General features: G+C 72.2%; 11 protein-coding genes. 5 read left to right on the forward strand and 6 right to left on the reverse strand.

Annotation, left to right across the window (positions count from 1 at the left end):
* Positions 1-11: 11 nt before the first annotated feature.
* The 3 genes from ACE101_RS24100 to ACE101_RS24110 form a co-directional block, all read right to left on the reverse strand.
* Positions 12-1,367, reverse strand: coding sequence for a methyl-accepting chemotaxis protein (locus ACE101_RS24100; RefSeq protein ID WP_379135072.1), 1,356 nt, complete (start codon positions 1,365-1,367; stop codon positions 12-14).
* Between the two features lie 417 nt (positions 1,368-1,784).
* The gene (locus tag ACE101_RS24105; RefSeq protein WP_379135074.1) at positions 1,785-4,895 is read right to left on the reverse strand and encodes an Rne/Rng family ribonuclease; all 3,111 of its coding nucleotides are present in this window, start codon (positions 4,893-4,895) and stop codon (positions 1,785-1,787) included.
* A 595-nt stretch (positions 4,896-5,490) separates the two neighbouring features.
* Complete coding sequence (locus ACE101_RS24110; RefSeq protein ID WP_379135077.1) at positions 5,491-5,814, reverse strand: hypothetical protein; 324 nt, start codon at positions 5,812-5,814, stop codon at positions 5,491-5,493.
* A 226-nt stretch (positions 5,815-6,040) separates the two neighbouring features.
* On the opposite strand from ACE101_RS24110, the gene ACE101_RS24115 reads away from it, so the two are divergent.
* The 3 genes from ACE101_RS24115 to prfB all read left to right on the forward strand — a co-directional run bounded on the left by ACE101_RS24115 (position 6,041) and on the right by prfB (position 11,266).
* A complete protein-coding gene (locus tag ACE101_RS24115; RefSeq protein WP_379135079.1) occupies positions 6,041-7,312 on the forward strand; it encodes an N-acetylmuramoyl-L-alanine amidase in 1,272 nt (423 codons plus the stop codon).
* A gap of 144 nt (positions 7,313-7,456) precedes the next feature.
* Positions 7,457-9,883 carry a penicillin-binding protein 1A gene (locus ACE101_RS24120; protein ID WP_379135082.1) on the forward strand — a complete coding sequence of 809 codons (2,427 nt, stop codon included), beginning with the start codon at positions 7,457-7,459 and terminating at the stop codon, positions 9,881-9,883.
* 254 nt (positions 9,884-10,137) lie between these two features.
* Positions 10,138-11,266, forward strand: a protein-coding gene (prfB, locus tag ACE101_RS24125) for a peptide chain release factor 2 (RefSeq protein ID WP_379135085.1) whose coding sequence is annotated in 2 segments (ribosomal slippage) — positions 10,138-10,206 and positions 10,208-11,266 — 1,128 coding nt in all. Because the reading frame shifts where the segments join, the coding sequence is not laid out codon by codon here.
* 27 nt (positions 11,267-11,293) lie between these two features.
* On the opposite strand, the gene ACE101_RS24130 is transcribed toward prfB, so the two are convergent.
* Together ACE101_RS24130 and bcp are read right to left on the reverse strand one after the other, a co-directional pair.
* Positions 11,294-12,514 (reverse strand): M23 family metallopeptidase, encoded by a 1,221-nt coding sequence (locus ACE101_RS24130; protein ID WP_379135088.1) that lies wholly within the window; start codon positions 12,512-12,514, stop codon positions 11,294-11,296.
* 471 nt (positions 12,515-12,985) lie between these two features.
* Positions 12,986-13,450, reverse strand: coding sequence for a thioredoxin-dependent thiol peroxidase (gene bcp / locus ACE101_RS24135; protein WP_379135090.1), 465 nt, complete (start codon positions 13,448-13,450; stop codon positions 12,986-12,988).
* 223 nt (positions 13,451-13,673) lie between these two features.
* Between bcp and ACE101_RS24140 the strand changes: the two genes are divergently transcribed.
* Positions 13,674-17,117, forward strand: coding sequence for a YhdP family protein (locus ACE101_RS24140; RefSeq protein ID WP_379135092.1), 3,444 nt, complete (start codon positions 13,674-13,676; stop codon positions 17,115-17,117).
* Between the two features lie 26 nt (positions 17,118-17,143).
* Here ACE101_RS24140 and ACE101_RS24145 read toward each other — a convergent pair whose 3' ends face one another.
* Complete coding sequence (locus ACE101_RS24145) at positions 17,144-17,359, reverse strand: hypothetical protein (protein ID WP_379135095.1); 216 nt, start codon at positions 17,357-17,359, stop codon at positions 17,144-17,146.
* Between the two features lie 209 nt (positions 17,360-17,568).
* Between ACE101_RS24145 and ACE101_RS24150 the strand changes: the two genes are divergently transcribed.
* Positions 17,569-17,712 carry a hypothetical protein gene (locus tag ACE101_RS24150; protein ID WP_379135097.1) on the forward strand — a complete coding sequence of 48 codons (144 nt, stop codon included), beginning with the start codon at positions 17,569-17,571 and terminating at the stop codon, positions 17,710-17,712.
* Positions 17,713-17,724: the final 12 nt, after the last annotated feature.

Raw genomic sequence — 17,724 nt, forward strand, 5'->3', positions numbered from 1 at the left:
GAGCCGGCGGATCAGACCCGCAGGATCGCCTGGGCGTGATCCGCCATCGTCCGCGCCACCTTCTCGAAGGCCTGGAAGGCCGGGGTGGCGCGGTCCCAGTCGTGGGCGCTCACGCCCTGCACCACCTGGGCGGCCTGCCGCCTCGCCTCCTCGAAGGCGGCGAGCACGGCGTCGAGGGGCGTGCCCGCATAGGCCGGATCGGCCTTCAGGGCGGCGCAGAGGGCCGGGAGATCGAAGGCGTCGAACACCGCCTCCTCGGGCTTGGCCGGCCGGGCGCCGACGAGGACCATCGCCAGCCGCCGCTTCCAGGCCGCCAGATCCGCCGGCAGCCGCACGAAGCCGTAGGCCGGGATGTCGCGGCGGGCCGCCGCGCCGAGGGTCTCGACCGCGATCGACTCGGCCCGGCCGAGCTGCCCCATCAGGCCGTCGATCTCCTGGCGGGTCTTCTCGGTCTTGGCCGCGACCTGCTGCACGCCGGCCGAGATCTCGTGGGTGGCGGATTGCTGCTGGCCCAGCACCTCGGCCAGCGCCCGGATGCCCTCGGCCGAGCCGGCCACCGCCTGCCCCTCCTCCACGATGCGGGCGCCGACCCGGCTCACCGCGGCGGTCCCGGTCGCGACGGCCTGCCGGCTCTCGGAGACCGCGCTCTGGATCGCGGCGAGTTCCTGCAGGAGGGCCGCGAGGCGGGTGCGGATCTGGTCGGTGGCGCGGGCGGTCTGCCCGGAGAGCTGCTTGACCTCGGCGGCGACCACCGCGAAGCCCTTGCCGGCCTCGCCGGCCCGGGCCGCCTCGATGGTGGCGTTGAGCGCGAGCAGGTTGGTCTGGCTGGAGATCGCCTCGATGGCGCCCGCGATCTCCTGGATCTGCTGGGCGGCGCTCTCGAAGCCGCGCAGCCGCTGCTCCATCTGCACGGCGCCGGCCTCGATCACCTCCATGGTCCGGCCCGCCTCCTGCATGTCGGAGGCGCAGCCGGCAATGCCCGCGCGGGCCCGCTCGGCCAGATCCGCGCTGCTCTGCGAGCGGCTCCACAATTCCCGGGTCGAGGCTGCGACCTCCTCCACCGCCGCCGCCATCGTGCGGGTCTGGCTGGCGACCTCGGAGGCGTCGTGCGTCATCCAGACCAGGATGGTGCCGGCCTCGGACGCCTCGGCCGCGATGCGGGCGCTCAGGCCCAGATCCCCGGCCGCCGCGCGGCGGCTGCGATCCACCAGCCGGCCGAGGGACGCACCGATGCGCCCGGAGAGGCCGCTCGCCGAGCCCGAGGCCGCGACCTGATCGAGCAGGCCGACCATCTTCTCCTCGGCCGCCTCCGAGGATTCGACGGCCACGACGGGGTGCTGGCGGGCGGCGCGAAGAGCTCGGAACATCGAAATAGACCCACGTTGGACTTCCAATTGGAATCCAACGAAAGCTTTAAGGAACCGTCAAAATAGTCCTCAACACGCCGCCGGAGGCTTCCGTCATGGCGCGTGCCCTAAGTTCTTTCTAAAAGCCAGACCGCCAAATCCTGTGCGTTACACCGAAGACAGGCCGGACAACGATCGGAGACCCGGCAATCGTGCGAAGGACAGAGCAATCCGCACCGATGCAGCCACAGCATTGTTCGGTACCATCTGCGATCAGGCCGCAGCGAATTTCGGCCACGCCATGAAATATTATTCGCTATATCTTGCACGATAATGCAAGCTCCTACCCCCTTCTCGACGAAAGGCCCGATCCTCGTCGAGGATCGGGCCTTTCGTCATCTTACGGAACCATCGGCTCCGCCACGTGTGCCGAGACGATCACTCGCCGCCGATCGCGGCTTTCGTCCGCGACCACCAGCCGGCCCGCTTGGGCCGATCCGGATCGGGGGGCGTGAGCACCACCGCGACGGGCTCCGGCTCGGGCGCCGCAGGCGCGGCGGCCGGCGCCTCCGCGGCGGGCGCTGCATCCGGGGCAGGCGCCTCGATCGCGGCCGCCGTCACGGCCTCGCGGTCGACGGCCGAGAGATCGGGGATCTCGGCGGCCGCGGCCGGCGCCACGGCCTCGGGTGAGGGACCGGCGATCTCGCCCACGGCGACGATCTCCTCCGCGAGGGCATCCTGGGCGAAGGTGCCGCCATCCGCCTCCACGGTCTCGCTCTCGCCGACCACGACCTCGTCGCCGATATGGCCGACCTCCTCCTCGTGCCGGTCGCGGCTGCGCCCGCCACGGCGGCCGCGGCGACGGCGGCGGCCGCCGTTCTCGTCACCCTCGCGGGAGGGTGCGGCCTCGCGGGCGGCCGGGGCCTCGCCGTCCTCGGTGATCGGGATGGTGACGGGCCCCTCCGCGGAAGCGGCCTCGTCCTCTGCATCCGCATCGGAATCCGCCTCGGAATCCTCGGCACCGGCCTCGAGCGGACGGCCATCGCCGCGTCCACGGCGGCGGCGGCGGCGGCGGCGACGGCGACCGCCGTTCTCCTCCTCGGACGCCCCAGTCTCGGCGGTCTCCTCGGCGCCCTCGGCCTCGTCGAGGGTCTCCTCGACGGCCTCCTCCTCCTCGTCCTCCTCCTCGAGCGGCGGCGGCTGGACGGCCTCGGCCCGGATGCTGGTGACGGGCAGGCGCGGCTCCGGCGGCTGGGCCGGCTCGCCGCGGTCGAGGTGGAAGGCCGAGGTCGGCGGCAGCCGCTCGTCGGCCGCGACCGTGATCGCCACCCCGAAGCGCGTCTCCAGCTCGCGCAGATGCACGCGCTTCTGGTTGAGGATGTAGAGCGCCACGTCGGTGCGGGTGCGCAGGATCAGGTTGTGGCTGCTCGCCTTGATCAGCGCCTCCTCGATGGCCCGCAGGATCTGCAGGGCGACCGACGAGGTGGCGCGCACGAAGCCCGAGCCGCCGCAATGCGGGCAGGGCACGGACGAGGATTCGAGCACGCCGGTGCGGATGCGCTGGCGCGACATCTCGAGCAGGCCGAAGGGCGAGATGCGTCCGACCTGGATGCGGGCGCGATCGTCCTTCAGGCACTCGTTCAGCTTGCGCTCGACCGCCCGGTTGTTGCGCTTCTCCTCCATGTCGATGAAGTCGATGACGATCAGGCCGGCGAGATCCCGAAGCCTGAGCTGGCGGGCCACCTCCTCGGCGGCCTCCAGGTTCGTCTTGAGCGCGGTGTCCTCGATATCGTGCTCGCGGGTGGCGCGCCCCGAGTTCACGTCGATGGAGACGAGGGCCTCGGTCGGGTTGATGACGAGGTAGCCGCCCGAGCGCAGGGAGACGTGGTTGGAGAACATCGCGTCGAGCTGCTGCTCGATCCCGTAGCGGGCGAAGAGCGGCACCGGGTCGCGATAGGGCTTCACGACCTTGGACTGGCTCGGCATGAGCATCCGCATGAAGTCCTTGGCCTCGCGGTAGGCGTCCTCGCCCGAGACCAGAACCTCGTCGATGTCCTTGTTGTAGAGGTCGCGGATGGCGCGCTTGATCAGCGAGCCCTCCTCGTAGACCAGGGCCGGGGCCGAGGAGGTGAGCGTCAGCTCGCGCACGCTCTCCCAGAGGCGCATCAGGTACTCGAAGTCGCGCTTGATCTCCGGCTTGGTGCGCGCGGCACCGGCCGTGCGCAGGATCACGCCCATCCCCTCGGGCACCTCCAGATCGGAGGCGATCTCCTTGAGGCGCTTGCGGTCGGCCGCGCTGGTGATCTTGCGCGAGATGCCGCCGCCCCGGCCGGTATTGGGCATCAGCACCGAGTAGCGGCCGGCGAGCGACAGGTAGGTGGTGAGCGCCGCGCCCTTGGTGCCGCGCTCCTCCTTGACCACCTGGACCAGGATCACCTGGCGGCGCTTGATGACTTCCTGGATCTTGTAGTGGCGGCGGGGCGCACGGGGCCGGTCGGGGATCTCGGCGAGCGCGTCGCCGCGGCCGCCGACCTGCTCGACGACCGGCTCCTCGTCCTCGGCCTCGCCCTCGCCCTCATCGTCGTCGGACTCGTCGTCGTCGGACTCGTCGTCATCCTCGTCCTCGTCGGATTCGGACCGGTCCTCGTCGTCGTCGTGCTCGTCGTCGGATTCCTCGTCAGCCTCCCGGGCCTCCTCGTCGGACGAGACCTCGCCGGCCTCGGCGATCGATGCCGGCTCGGCTTCGTCCGGGACGGCCTCGGGCGACAGGGCCGTGACGATCTCGGCCGGGGCCGGCTCGGCGCCCGCCTCGGGAGCGGTCGCCTCGGGCGCCGGAACCTCGGCCTGCGCGGGAGCCTCGGCGGACATGTCGGCGGGAGCCGCCGCGTCGGCCGCCGGGGCCTCGCCCAGGGCGGGTTCGGATTCGGGCTCGGATCCGGGCTCGGGCACAGCCTCGACCACCGGCTCCGCGGCCGTCGCGACCGCGCCCGCGCTCTCGCCGGCCAGGGTCTCGCCCGTCGGCCCGGCGGCCGGGGCGTCATCGTCGCGGGCCTCGGCCACGGGCGCCGCCTCGGCGGCCTCGGGCGCGGCGGATGCGGTCTCGGCAGCCAGGTTCTCGCCCGCCTCGGGCTCCAGCCCCTCGGCGGGGGCGCTCACCACCGGATCGGCCTTGGCGGAGGCGGCCTCCGCGCGGCGGCCGCGGCGACGGCGACGGCGGCGCTCGTCGGGCTCGCGCTCGGGCCGCTCCGCGTGCTCGCGCTCGGCCTGCGCATCCTCCTCCAGGAGGGCGAGCCGGTCGGCGATCGGGATCTGGTAGTAGTCGGGATGGATCTCGCTGAAGGCGAGGAAGCCGTGCCGGTTGCCGCCGTACTCGACGAAGGCGGCCTGCAGGGAGGGTTCGACCCGCGTGACCTTGGCAAGGTAGATGTTGCCGCGCAGCTGGCGGCGGTTAGCAGCCTCGAAGTCGAATTCCTCGACCTTCGATCCTTTGACCGTCACCACCCGGGTCTCTTCCGGGTGGGAGGCATCGATGAGCATCTTGTTGGCCATGACGAACTTTCGGCATGGCGAATGACGGCAGCAAAGCTCGACCGAGCCGGCCCGGCGGTGACGCCGGCCTCCGGAAGGCTCTCATGGGCCGCGGTCCTTCGACCACGACGGCTGATCTCGCGCTGGGTTTGCCGTCAATCGCCGCTGCGCGCGTCCATGCGCGCGAGGGGTTGACCACGGCCGGGGGCAGGGAGCGCGGAAGGGCGCGACGCCGGATGCGCGCGCTCGGATCGGCAGCAACGGAACCCGAAGCTGTGCGTCCGCGCATTCTCCCACCGACCTCTCGAAACGACGGGCCGGCGCTCGCGGGGAGGCCGACCGGCGATAGAATGGCGGCGACGCCTCTCAACAGGGCGCCACCGCTGGCGAAGACGACACCCGCCCGGCTCGGGGCCGAACCGTCCGGCGGTGAGCCGGCGACGGACCTGGCGCGGGGCTCGCAGCGAGCCCGGACAGGCCCGCGGGCCGCGACGGAAACCGGCGGCGACGGGCAGGGGTCGATACCATTACAGAGGGTTGAGCCCGATTGGCAAGCCGGATCCGCGAGGGAGCCGGGCAATCGCCGAGGCGGTCGCCCTGGTGGCGGGGTCTCGCCTCAATTGGTCAGCCGGAGGTTCGTGGCGGCGATCTGCTGTCGACGCCGCTGGGCCGCCGTGACGATCGCGGGCCCGTCTGAGGCCCGCATGTTGAGCGACGCCGACGAGGCGCAGCTGGCGAAGGCGTCACCGAACCGGCCCGCGACCGGCCTGACGTCGGTGTCGTGGGGGCCGCCGCTGTCGCCATAGGCGGTGTGAGAGGCCTGGATGGTCGCCACCTGGATCCCCGCGCTCTTCAGCGATGAACAGGCCGAGGGCCAGTCCACGTCGGCGCAGCCCGCGTGGAGGCCGGACGGACGCAGATCGTCGGCCCCGTCCGTCACCAGGATGACGTCGGTCAGTGGCGCATTCGCCGCGGAGCCGCCCCCGGACGATTCGGCAGCCCTCGAGTTCCGGCCAGGTCTGCTCCTGAGCGACGGCCGGGCGCGCCGCCGGCTGTGCCACGGGAGCAACAACGCACGCTCAACGGCACGCAGGAGCTTTGCCGCGCGTTAACCATGGCCCGGTTATCGCCTAACCGGACCTGACCCCTTGATTCGCGCGGAGCCCATGCCGAGACGCGCCGCACGCTTCCTGTCCTGCGCCGGCCTTAGGCCGGCAGTGCTCGCCGTCCTGGCGACGGCGTGGCTGTGCGCCGCGCCCGCACGGGCCGGGGAGGCGCCGGCGGTGGCGATCGCCGCCGAGGTCGGGCCCGCGCCCGAGGGCGGCACCCGGCTCAGCGTGGTGCTGTCGCGCCCCGTCGAGGCCAGGGCCTTCGTGATGGAGCGGCCCGACCGGGCCATCATCGACCTGCCGGAGGTGAACTTCCAGCTGCCGCCGGAGACCGGCCGCCGCCGCGAGGGGCTCGTCGCCTCCTTCCGCTACGGGCTGTTCGCGCCGGGGCGCTCGCGCATCGTGATCGACCTCGCCCAGACCGCCGCCGTGGCCCGGGTCGCCACGGCGCCGCGCCAGCGGGACGGGGCCACGCTCCTCACCATCGACCTCGCCCGCACCGACCGCGACGGCTTCCGCCGCGCCGCCGTCGCCCCCGAGCCGCCGGCCGCCGCGAAGGCCGTGCCGGCCAATCCGGGCGACAGCCGCCCGCTCGTCATCGTCGATGCGGGCCATGGCGGCACGGATCCGGGGGCGATCGCGACGAACGGCGCCTTCGAGAAGGACATCGTGTTCGGGGTCGCGCGCGAGCTGGTGCGGCGGCTCGAGGAGGGCGGCAAGGTGCGGGTGCGGATGACCCGCGACAGCGACGTCTTCGTGCCCCTGTCCGAGCGGGTGCGCATCGCCCGCGAGGCCCGGGCGGACCTGTTCGTGTCGATCCACGCCGATTCGATCTCGGCGGCCCCGCAGGTGCGCGGCGCCACCATCTATACCGGCTCCGAGAAGGCCACCGACGCGGAATCGGCCCGCCTCGCCGACCGCGAGAACAAGGCCGACCAAGCGGCCGGCGCCGACAGCGCCGAGGGCCCGGGCGACGTGGCCGACATCCTCCAGGAACTCACCCTGCGCGAGACCCGCAGCTTCTCGGCCCGCTTCGCGCAGGGGCTGCTCGGCCAGCTCGACCGGGTGATGGAGATGAGCGCCAAGCCCCATCGCGAGGCCGGGTTCCGGGTGTTGCGCTCCCCCGACGTGCCCTCGGTCCTCGTCGAACTCGGCTACCTGTCGAGCAAGCGCGACCTCGACCTCCTGCTCTCGGAGGAATGGCGCACGAAGGTCACCGGCCGGATGGCGGAGGCGATCGAGACCTTCTTCGCCGGCCGGGTCGCCCCCGGCTTCGGCCCCGCCTATGCCAGGCGGGCCGCGACGGGACCCGCCCCAGTTTCACCATAGATCCCGTGTCGATGGGCGCTCGTCGGCGCCTCGATTCCCCGCAACCCTCGCCGCGGCGCACGCGCCGGGGCGGTGGTATGGGGATATCGCGACCGCGGCGCGGCCTGAGGCCCCTGCGGCTCATCATCGACGGATCGGGTTCGGATGCGCTTTGTCCTTCGCTTCTTCGGCTTCCTGTTCAGCATCGCCGCGATGGTCTTCGTCGCGGGCGCCGCGGTCGGAGGCTACTTCTACTGGAAGTACTCCCAGGATCTGCCGGATCACGCCGCGCTCGCCAATTACGAGCCGCCGGTCATGACCCGCGTGCACGCGGCGGACGGCAGCCTGCTTGCCGAATACGCCCGCGAGCGCCGGCTCTACCTGCCGATCCAGGCGATGCCGAAGATCGTCGTCGCGGCCTTCCTGTCGGCCGAGGACAAGAACTTCTACAAGCACGGCGGCATCGACCCGGAGGGCATCGTCCGGGCCATCCTCACCAACGCGTCGAGCGGCAAGAAGCAGGGTGCCTCGACCATCACCCAGCAGGTCGCCAAGAACTTCCTGCTCTCCAGCGAGCAGACCATCGACCGCAAGGTCCGCGAGGCGCTCATCGCGCTGCGCATCGAGTCGACCTACTCCAAGGACAAGATCCTCGAACTCTACCTCAACGAGATTTTCCTCGGCACGATCGTGCCGGGCCGCAACCTGCACGGGATCGCGGCGGCCGCGCTCGACTATTTCGGCAAGTCGGTGCACGAGCTGACCATCCACGAGGCGGCCTATCTGGCGGCCCTGCCCAAGGGCCCGAACAACTACCATCCGTTCCGCAAGACCCAGGCGGCGCTCGCGCGGCGCAACGAGATCATCGGCCTGATGGCCCAGAACGGCTACATCACGCGCGAGGAGGCCGAGGCCGAGCGCAAGCTGCCGCTCGGGGTCAACCCGCGCAGCGTCTCGCCCAATACCGCCAACGCGAACTACTTCGCCGAGGAGGTGCGCCGGGAGATCTCCGAGCGCTACGGCGAGAAGAAGCTCTACGAGGGCGGCCTGTCGGTGCGCACCACCCTCGACTCGAAGATGCAGGCCCAGGCCCGCAAGGCGCTGGTCGACGGGCTCGTGCGCTACGACCAGGCGCGCGGCTGGCGCGGGCCGCAGGCGAGGATCGACCTCGCCGGCCGCGACTGGGGCCAGGCGGTGGCCGGGGTGCCGGCGCTCGGCGACGTGCAGCCCTGGCGCCTCGCCGTGGTGCTCGACACCGCCGGCGGCCGGGCGCAGATCGGCCTGCAGCCGCGCAAGGAGAGTTCGGGGCAGGTCTCGAAGGACCGCGAGACCGGGATCATCACCGCCGAGGGCGTGCGCTGGACCGGGCGGGGCATCGCCTCGGCGCTGAGCGCGGGCGACGTCGTCTACGTCGAGCGCATGGACGGGGCGGCCAACACCTACCGGCTGCGGCAGGTGCCCGAGATCTCCGGCGCCATCGTCGCCATGGACCCGCATACGGGCCGCGTGCACGCCATGGTGGGCGGCTTCTCCTTCGACGAGAGCGAGTTCAACCGCGCCACCCAGGCGATGCGCCAGCCGGGCTCCTCCTTCAAGCCGATCGTCTACTCGGCGGCCCTCGACAACGGCTACACGCCGTCCTCGATCGTGCTCGACACGCCGATCACGATCGAGGCGGGACCGGGCCAGGAGGCCTGGACGCCCTCGAACTACGACGGCAAGTCGGGCGGCCCCCACACCCTGCGCTACGGGATCGAGCACTCGAAGAACCTGATGACCGTGCGGCTCGCCAAGGACATCGGCATGCCGCTGATCGCCGAGTACGCCCGCCGCTTCGGGGTCTACGACGACATGCTCCCGGTGCTGCCGATGTCGCTCGGCGCCGGCGAGACCACGGTCATGCGCATGGTCACGGCCTATTCGATGCTCGACAACGGCGGGCGGCGCATCCGCCCGACCCTGATCGACCGCATCCAGGACCGCACCGGCGAGACGATCTACCGGCACGACAACCGCAAGTGCATCGGCTGCGACGCCGAGAAGTGGTCGGGCCAGGACGAGCCGAAGCTGGTGGACGAATCCGAGCAGGTGCTCGACCCGCTCACCGCCTACCAGATGGTCTCGATCATGGAGGGCGTCGTGCAGCGCGGCACGGCGACGATCCTGAAGGAGATCGGCAAGCCGCTCGCGGGCAAGACCGGCACCACCAACGACGCCAAGGACGCGTGGTTCGTGGGCTTCTCGCCGGACCTCGCGGTGGGGGTGTATCTCGGCTTCGACAAGCCGCGCTCGCTGGGCGACCGCGCCACCGGCGGCGGGCTCGCGGCGCCGATCGCCCGGGACTTCCTGAAGGCCGCGCTGGCCGACAAGCCGCCGACACCCTTCCGGGTGCCGCCGGGCATCAAGCTGATCCGGGTCAACCTCGCCACCGGCACCCGCGCGGGCGGCAGCGAGGGCGGCGTCCTGGAGGCCTTCAAGCCCGGCACCGCGCCGCCCGACAGCTACTCGGCGCCGCCCGCGGCCCAGCAGCCCGCCCCCGGCGCCCCGCCGCCGGACGCGGACCGCGCGGCGCAGGCGGGTGGGTTGTACTGACGCACCTCCCCGTCCGGCCCGCGCGTCACGGGCCGTACGATCCACCTGAAGCGGACCGCGACGTTCCGGAAGCGGGAGCGCCGGCTCGAGGATCAGAAGGCCCGGGCCGTCATCGCCGCTCGCCCGCTGCGGCTTGCGACCGGGCTCGCCGGGGATGTGTCCCCGGTCGGACGTCAGCGAGTCGCGCCTCCGTTTACACCGGCGGGCCGGGACGCTATCACCGCCACCCACCTCACCAACGACCGTCACACGAGATGCGCGCCGAGATCGAACAACTCTCGGATGCCGCCAAGCAGTCGATCGGACTGCTGAGGAGGCATCTTTGACTGGGATACTGCCGATAAGCGCCTCGCGGAGCTGAACGCCCGCTCGGAGGACCCCGATCTCTGGAACGACCCGGAGGCGGCCCAGAAGGTCATGCGCGACCGCAACGACCTCGAGGAGGCGGTCTCCGCCATCCGGCGCCTGGAGCAGGGGCTGGAGGACGGCGCCACCCTGATCGAGCTCGGCGAGATGGAGGGCGACGAGGCCAGCATCCGCGAGGGCGAGGAGCAGATCCGCGCCGTGCAGGCCGAGGCCGCGCGCCGCCAGATCGAGACCCTGCTCGCGGGCGAGGCCGACGGGAACGACACCTACCTCGAAGTCCATGCGGGGGCCGGCGGCACCGAGAGCCAGGACTGGGCCAACATGCTCCAGCGCATGTATGCCCGCTGGGCCGAGCGCCGGAAGTACAAGGTCGACATCGTCGAGTGGTCCGAGGGCGAGGAAGCCGGCATCAAGGGCGCCACGCTGCTCATCAAGGGCCACAACGCCTATGGCTGGCTCAAGACCGAGTCGGGCGTGCATCGGCTGGTGCGCATCTCGCCCTACGATTCGAACGCGCGGCGCCACACCAGCTTCGCGAGCGTCTGGGTCTACCCGGTCATCGACGACCGCATCACCATCGAGGTGAAGGAGTCGGACTGCCGCATCGACACCTACCGCTCCTCGGGCGCGGGCGGCCAGCACGTGAACACCACGGATTCGGCCGTGCGCATCACCCACATCCCCACCGGGATCGTGGTGGCCTGCCAGCAGGAGCGCTCGCAGCACAAGAACCGGGCCACCGCCTGGAACATGCTGCGCGCCCGGCTCTACGAACTGGAGCTGAAGAAGCGGGAGGAGAAGGCCAATGCCGAGGCCGCGTCGAAGACCGACATCGGCTGGGGCCACCAGATCCGCTCCTACGTGCTGCAGCCCTACCAGCTCGTGAAGGACCTGCGCACGGGCGCCCAGTCCACCAGCCCGGACGATGTGCTCGACGGCGACATCGACCCCTTCATCGAATCCTCGCTCGCCCAGCGCGTCTATGGCGGGGCCGAGGCCGTCGAGGACATCGACTGACGGGGCTCCGGACGAAAGCCGCGACGGTCAGCGCGCGGCGAGCACCACGGTGCCCGCCCGCAGGAAGCGCGTCGGATCCACCGGCTCGCCGTCGATGCGGGTCTCGTAATGGAGATGCGCTCCCGTGGAGCGGCCGGTCGAGCCGACGCGGCCGACGATCTGGCCCGCCTCCACGGTCTGGCCCGGCGACACGGTGAAGGCCGAGAGATGGGCGTAGCGGGTCGCGATTCCGTGACCGTGGTCGATCTCGACCATGTTGCCGTAGCCGCCCGCATAGTCCGTCGACACCACCGTGCCGGCCGCCGCCGCCCGGGCCGGGGCGCCGTACTCGGCCTTCAGGTCCACGCCCGTGTGGAGGGCGAGGCCCCGGGTGAACGGGTCGACCCGGTAGCCGTACTGGCTCGACAGGCCCGCATCGACGAGCGTGGGCCGCGCGAGGGGCAGGCTCCGGACGATCCGCCGCAGGTCGTCGCGCTCGCCGATGCTGCGCTGCGCCTGGAGCAGCGCCGTCTCGAACGCCCCCGCGCCCACGGGCACCAGCGGCCCGCCGAGGCCGGCGGGGCGGGGCGCTGCGAAGCGGGCGGGATCGAGGCCGAGATCCGCCACGATGCGGCGCAGGCGTGCGGCCTCGCCGTGGCTGCTCCGCAGGATCCGATCCACGGCGAGGTCCTGCTGGGCCGCCACCGCGGCGAGCCCGGCGGCGAGCCCGGCGACGCGCAGGGACAGCCCCGGCTGCGCGGCCGGGCCCTGCACCTCGCTGCGCAGGCCGAGCGACTCGGGCGAGGGAACCGGTATCGGGGCCGGCCTCGCGGGTGCGGTCCGGCCGGGGAGGGCGCCCGTGGCGACGGCGGGATCGCGCGGCGGCGCCTCGCCCCCCGCCTCGGTCAGGCCGAGAAGCATCGCCTGCCGGTTCTCCAGGGCGACCTGCCGGCTCGCCAGCTCGGCGACGCGGGTCTCGACGCCGTCCTGTTCGAGGAGCTTCTGCGTCGCCACCCGGTCGAGGCGGGCGCGCAGCGCGCTCACCCGCTCCTCGTAGGCGTATTGCAGGGCGCTCTGACGAGCCATGAACTGCGCGAGCGCATCGTCGTGGAAGACGATGAACCACGTGGCGGCGCTCGCCCAGAAAGCCAGGAGGACGAGGAGCGATCCCGCCACCGCGGCGGTGCGCCGCCGGACCACCCAGACCTCCGTCTCCGTGACGGGGAGGGGACGGGGGCGGGCACCGGGTCGGGAGGAGGGTGAGGACATCGGGTGTTCCGGGGACGTGCCGCGGAGTTCAGCCCGTTAAGGTTAAGGAACCGCCAAAGCGTACGGCGCCGGACCGATCGGGGAGTGGCGATGATGCCGCGGCACGCTCTTGCCGATCATCCTGATAGCTTGGGCTCCGCGCCGGAGCGGCGGATGAAGGCGCCGAGCGGCACCGCTTCTTGGTGCTGAACACAATCAAGGCGTTATGCGGTTTTCAGCTGATCCGTTCAGCGTGGCCGATAGCGGTCCTGCATGAGACACCATCGCTACGCTGAACGGATCGCCAAGAAACCGCATTAGAGACGCTTTCGGGTGAGGAGCGGTGCGCGCTCCGGATTCGCTCCGCTGACGAGCCGGCACCCGAGAGGGGTGAGCGGCGTCGCCGGAAGGCACGCGGCGACCATCGCGCGCCCGACAGCCATGCCGCCTGCGGGGAGCGGGGGAAACCCGCGGCACCGCACCGCCGGTCCCTCAGAGCGCCCGGGCCGCCTTCAGCACCGCATCGGCATGGCCCGGCACCTTCACCTTCGGCCAGACCTGCGCGATGCGGCCGTCGCGGCCGATCAGCACGGTGGTGCGCTCCACCCCCATGTACTTGCGCCCGTACATGCTCTTCTCGACCCAGACGCCGTAGGCCTGAAGCATCGCCTTCTCCTCGTCCGAGACGAGCGGGAAATCGAGCCCGTACTTCTCGCGAAACTTGTCGTGGCTCTTCATCGGATCGGGCGAGATCCCGATCACCACCGTGTCGGCGGCCGCGAAAGCGTCGCGCAGGTCGTTGAACGCCTTCGCTTCGAGGGTGCAGCCGCTCGTGTCGTCCTTCGGATAGAAGTACAGGACCGCCTTGCGTCCCTTGAGGGAGGTGAGGCTGATCGTCTCGCCACCGGTGGCCGGCAGAGAGAAATCGGGGGCGGGATCACCGGGATTCAGGGCCATCGTGCCTTCCTTTCGGCCGAATGATGGTGTGCCTCGTGATCCCGCGCGGCCGCCGCGACGGTCCGAGGGGAAACCGCCGTAGAGGCGCGCTTGCGTCCAGGCAGGCGCCGCGGGACCATCGGCGGCCGACAGGGATGCGGCCAGGCGATTAATCGCGGGTAACCGGACGGAGGAGACACTGGGCGGACAAGTCCCGCAGGCCCATCTTCCGGCTTCGACAGGCATGGATCAGGCTGCTCATCCCGACCCCGCTCCGCTCCCGGCGGCGCCGAGCCCCGCCCAGCGGCGCTCGGTGGTGCGGCGCTGCGTGCGGGGCGTGCTGCTCCTGAAGCTCGCGGTCGCGCTGCTCCTCGGCCTCGGCTGCGGCCTCGCCTATCTGCGCCTGTCGAGCGGCCCGATGAGCTTCACGTGGCTGGAGCCCCGGCTCGCCGCCGCCATCGCGGGGCGGCTCGGCCCCGGCTGGAGCGTCGACCTGCGCGACAGCGCCATCGAGATCGACCGCGACGGGGCGCTGGCCCTGCGCACCACCGGGCTCGACATCCGCAACCCCGAAGGGGTGCTCGTGGTGCGCGCGCCCCTCGCCCTCGTCAGCATCGACCTCCTGCCCCTGCTGAGCCTGTCGATCCAGCCGCGCTCGGTGGAGTTCCGCGACCTGCAGCTGCACGCCGTCGTCCACCGTGACGGCTCCATCGCGGCGGCGGCGGATCCCACCGGCGCTCCTCCGCCGACCCCGCCCGTGGTCGACGCCGCCCGGGGCACCGTGTCGCCGCTCTCGGCCACGGTGGCCTCGATCCTGAGCCTCGTCCTCGACCCCGCCGGGGTGATCGGCAGCCTCGACCGGGCGCGGCTGACCAATGCCCGCCTGACGCTCACGGACGACAGCGGCGCCGAGCGGGCGGTGTTTCCCCGCGTCGACGGCCTCTTCACCCGCGACGCGGTGCGGGACGCCAAGGTGTTCGAGATGCGCATCATGGGCCCGCACGGGCCCTGGCGCTTCGGCGGCGACATCGAGCAGGCGAAGGACCAGCTCCGCCGCGGGGTGCTCACCCTCGACGATCTCCCGGTCACCGACCTGCTGCTGCTCTCCGGCCAGTCGCGCCTGCCGCTCACCACCGACGTGAAGCTGTCCGGCCGGGCCACGGTGGCGATGCACGGCGCCCGCCTCGACACGATGACCCTCGCGCTCAAGTCGAGCGAGGGCACCTTTCTGATCGAGGAGAAGGATTTCAACCCGGTCACGATCGAGAGCGTCTCGGTGGATGCGAACTGGGACGAGGCCCGGCGCACGCTCAAGCTCGATTCGCTGGATTATCGCGGCGCCGGCAACGCGGTGCGGCTTGCGGGCGAGTGGGCCGCGAGCGGCGCGGGGGCCGATACGGCTTGGCGAGCCACCCTGACGGGACGCGATGCGGTGCTGCGCGGCGCCGTGGAGGGCGACGCCCCGGTCCGGCTCGACACGCTCGAAGCCTCGCTCGCGGGGCGCGACGACGGCATCGTCATCGAGCGCTTCGCCCTGGCGGGGCCGACCGCGAGCGGTACCATCACCGGCACGATCGGCACCCGCGCGGACGAGGGCGGCCTCACCCTGCGCATCCAGGCCGACCGGGCGGAGGGCCGCACCGCCCTGCGCCTGTGGCCCGAGCACATCGCGCCGCCGATCCGCACCTACCTCGTCGACAACCTCCGGGGCGGGCGCCTCGACAGCCTCGACATCACCGTCGACATGACCCAGGCGGAGTTCGCGGCCGCCACCCGCGGCGATCCGATGCCGGACGGCGCGGTGCGGATCGCCTTCGCGGTCAGCGGCGGCGGCCTCACCATCTCGCCGGACGCGCCGCCCCTGAGCCGCGGACGCGTCTCCGGGCTGGTGACCGGGCGCAACACCACGATCCGCGGCGCCACCGCGGAGATCCGGATGGCGGACGGGCGGGTGCTCTCCCTCCAGGACGGCTCCTTCGTGATCAAGGACGCGGTGCCGCACGCGGTGACGGCCCAGATCGGCCTGCGGCTCACCGGCGGCACGGACGCGCTCGCCGCCCTCCTCCAGGCCAAGCTGTTCCGCGGCCTCACCGGGGCCGAGATCGACCCGGCCACGGTCCGCGGCCAGACGGACCTGCGGATCGACTTCCCCTTGAGCCTCGAAGCGGTGCCGGACATCGCGGACCTGCCGGTGGTGATGTCGGGCAGCCTCACCGACGTCGCGGTGGACCGCCTCGTGGGCAAGGACCGGCTGGAGAACGGCCGCTTCACCCTCGCCTACGACCGCTCCGGCTTCGCCATGAAGGGCGAGGCGAGGCTCTCGGGCGCGCCCATGAATGTGGACCTGCACCAGCCGAAGGCCGGCGTCCCCGGCGAGGCGGTGGTGGCGCTCGTCCTCGACGACGCGGCGCGGGCGCGGCGGGGCCTGCCGACCGCGCCGGCCCTCGCCGGGCCGGTGCCGGCGCGCTTCGTGGTGCCGGTGGGCCGCCCCGGCAAGACCACCGCCAAGGTCGAGGTCGACCTCGCCCGCGCCGCCATCGACGGGCTGGTGCCCGGCTGGACCAAGGCCGCGGGCAAGCCGGGCCGGCTCACCTTCGCGCTCACCGAGACCGGCGCCGGCACCGAACTCAGGGACCTCGCCCTCGACGCGGGCCCGGTCTCGGCCCGGGGCAGCGCCGTGATCTCTGCCGAGGGCGGCCTGGAGCGGGCGGAGTTCACGAGCCTCAAGCTCTCCCCCGGCGACGACGTGCGCGGACAGGTCGAGCGCAGCGGCGGCGTCTACAAGCTCGCCCTGAAGGGCGGGGTGGCGGATGCGCGGCCCTTCCTGCGCGCCCTCACGGCGGCACCGAAGAAGGGCGCCAAGGAGGCGGCGCAGAAGGATGTCGACGCGGATCTCAATTTCGCGATCCTCACCGGCTTCAACGACGAGGCCCTGACGAGCGCCACCCTCCGGCTCTCCCTGCGCGGCGACGACCTGCGGCAGGCCCGGATCCAGGGGCGCCTGCGGGGCGCCTCCGTCCGCGTCGAGGTGAACCGGGCCGAGCGCAGCACCACGCCGGTCCTCACCGCCGAATCCACCGATGCGGGCGCGGTGCTGCGCTTCCTCGACATCTACCGGCGCATGCAGGGCGGCCGGCTCGCCCTGCACACCACCATGAACGACGGGCCGCAGACCGGCGCGGTACAGATCCGCTCCTTCACCCTGCGGGACGAGCCGGCGCTCGGGCGTATCATGGCGCAGGGCGAGCCCGCGCCGGAGGACCGGGGCGGGCGCTCGCCGGGACGGCGGCAGGAGACCAACGACGTCGGCTTCGACCGGCTCAGCGCGGAATTCGTGCGCACCGGCACGCGCGTGGACTTCTCGGACGCGGCGATCTCCGGGCCGGCCATGGGCTTCACGCTGGGCGGCTGGCTCGATACCGGCCGCAACGCCACCGACATTCGCGGCACCTTCGTGCCGCTCTACGGGCTCAACAACGTGTTCTCGCAGGTGCCGATCGTCGGCCCGCTGCTCGGGGGCGGGCACAACGAGGGCCTGTTCGGCATCAACTTCTCGGTCACGGGCTCGATGAGCGCGCCGAACGTCGCCGTGAACCCGCTCTCGGCGATCGCGCCGGGCTTCCTGCGCAAGCTGTTCGGCGCAGGCGGAGATCCCTCCGCGACGGCCTCGCCGCGGCTCAACCCGTGAGCGCGCCGCTCACCGGGTGATGCACATCACCGGGTGATGCGTTTGGGCGCGATAGGGTCGCTCGCCGGGAAGGTCTCCTCCACCGCCTCGTCGAGGAGTTGGTCCTGGCGGGCCTTCAGGTCCTCGCCCGGCTGCCGCTGGCCGGGAGCCGCCTCGGCGGCCCGGTCGGCGAGGGGTTGGCCAGGCATGCGCTCGTCGGCATCGGGCCGGGAATCCGGCCGGGACGGCGTGGACGGGGTCATGGCATCCTCCGGGTTGGTGCCGAGGCTTAACCAACTCCGGACGGCGCCGATCGTTCGCCGGGAGCCGCCGAACCGGAAGCGTGCGCCCCCGCACCGCTGCCGGACCTTCCCTGCCCTACTCAAGGATCCATCGACGGCGCGGACGCCGCCGATGGGTTCCAGCCGGCGGGGCGCCCATCAGCACCGCCTCCCACCCGGAAGATCGGGCCATGCGCAGGACCTCGCTCACCGCCGCGGCCGCCACCCTCGCCGGCGCCGTCGCCGCCATGACCCCGTCCACGCCGTCCCGGCCGGATTCCCGGCCCGATGCCGACGGCTATCGGGTCGGCTGGCGCCGGGTTCCGGTCTGCTGACCGCCGCTCCCC

Origin of the sequence: Methylobacterium carpenticola (assembly GCF_042748905.1) — a bacterium.
GTDB lineage: Bacteria > Pseudomonadota > Alphaproteobacteria > Rhizobiales > Beijerinckiaceae > Methylobacterium > Methylobacterium carpenticola.

Excerpts from the sequence above, each read along its gene's own strand:
- ACE101_RS24100 (WP_379135072.1), bottom strand. The coding sequence starts at position 1,367 with ATGTTCCGAGCTCTTCGCGCCGCCCGCCAGCACCCCGTCGTGGCCGTC.
- ACE101_RS24105 (WP_379135074.1), bottom strand. The coding sequence starts at position 4,895 with ATGGCCAACAAGATGCTCATCGATGCCTCCCACCCGGAAGAGACCCGG.
- ACE101_RS24115 (WP_379135079.1), top strand. The coding sequence starts at position 6,041 with ATGCCGAGACGCGCCGCACGCTTCCTGTCCTGCGCCGGCCTTAGGCCG.
- ACE101_RS24120 (WP_379135082.1), top strand. The coding sequence starts at position 7,457 with ATGCGCTTTGTCCTTCGCTTCTTCGGCTTCCTGTTCAGCATCGCCGCG.
- ACE101_RS24130 (WP_379135088.1), bottom strand. The coding sequence starts at position 12,514 with ATGTCCTCACCCTCCTCCCGACCCGGTGCCCGCCCCCGTCCCCTCCCC.
- bcp (WP_379135090.1), bottom strand. The coding sequence starts at position 13,450 with ATGGCCCTGAATCCCGGTGATCCCGCCCCCGATTTCTCTCTGCCGGCC.
- ACE101_RS24140 (WP_379135092.1), top strand. The coding sequence starts at position 13,674 with ATGGATCAGGCTGCTCATCCCGACCCCGCTCCGCTCCCGGCGGCGCCG.
- ACE101_RS24145 (WP_379135095.1), bottom strand. The coding sequence starts at position 17,359 with ATGACCCCGTCCACGCCGTCCCGGCCGGATTCCCGGCCCGATGCCGAC.
- ACE101_RS24150 (WP_379135097.1), top strand. The coding sequence starts at position 17,569 with ATGCGCAGGACCTCGCTCACCGCCGCGGCCGCCACCCTCGCCGGCGCC.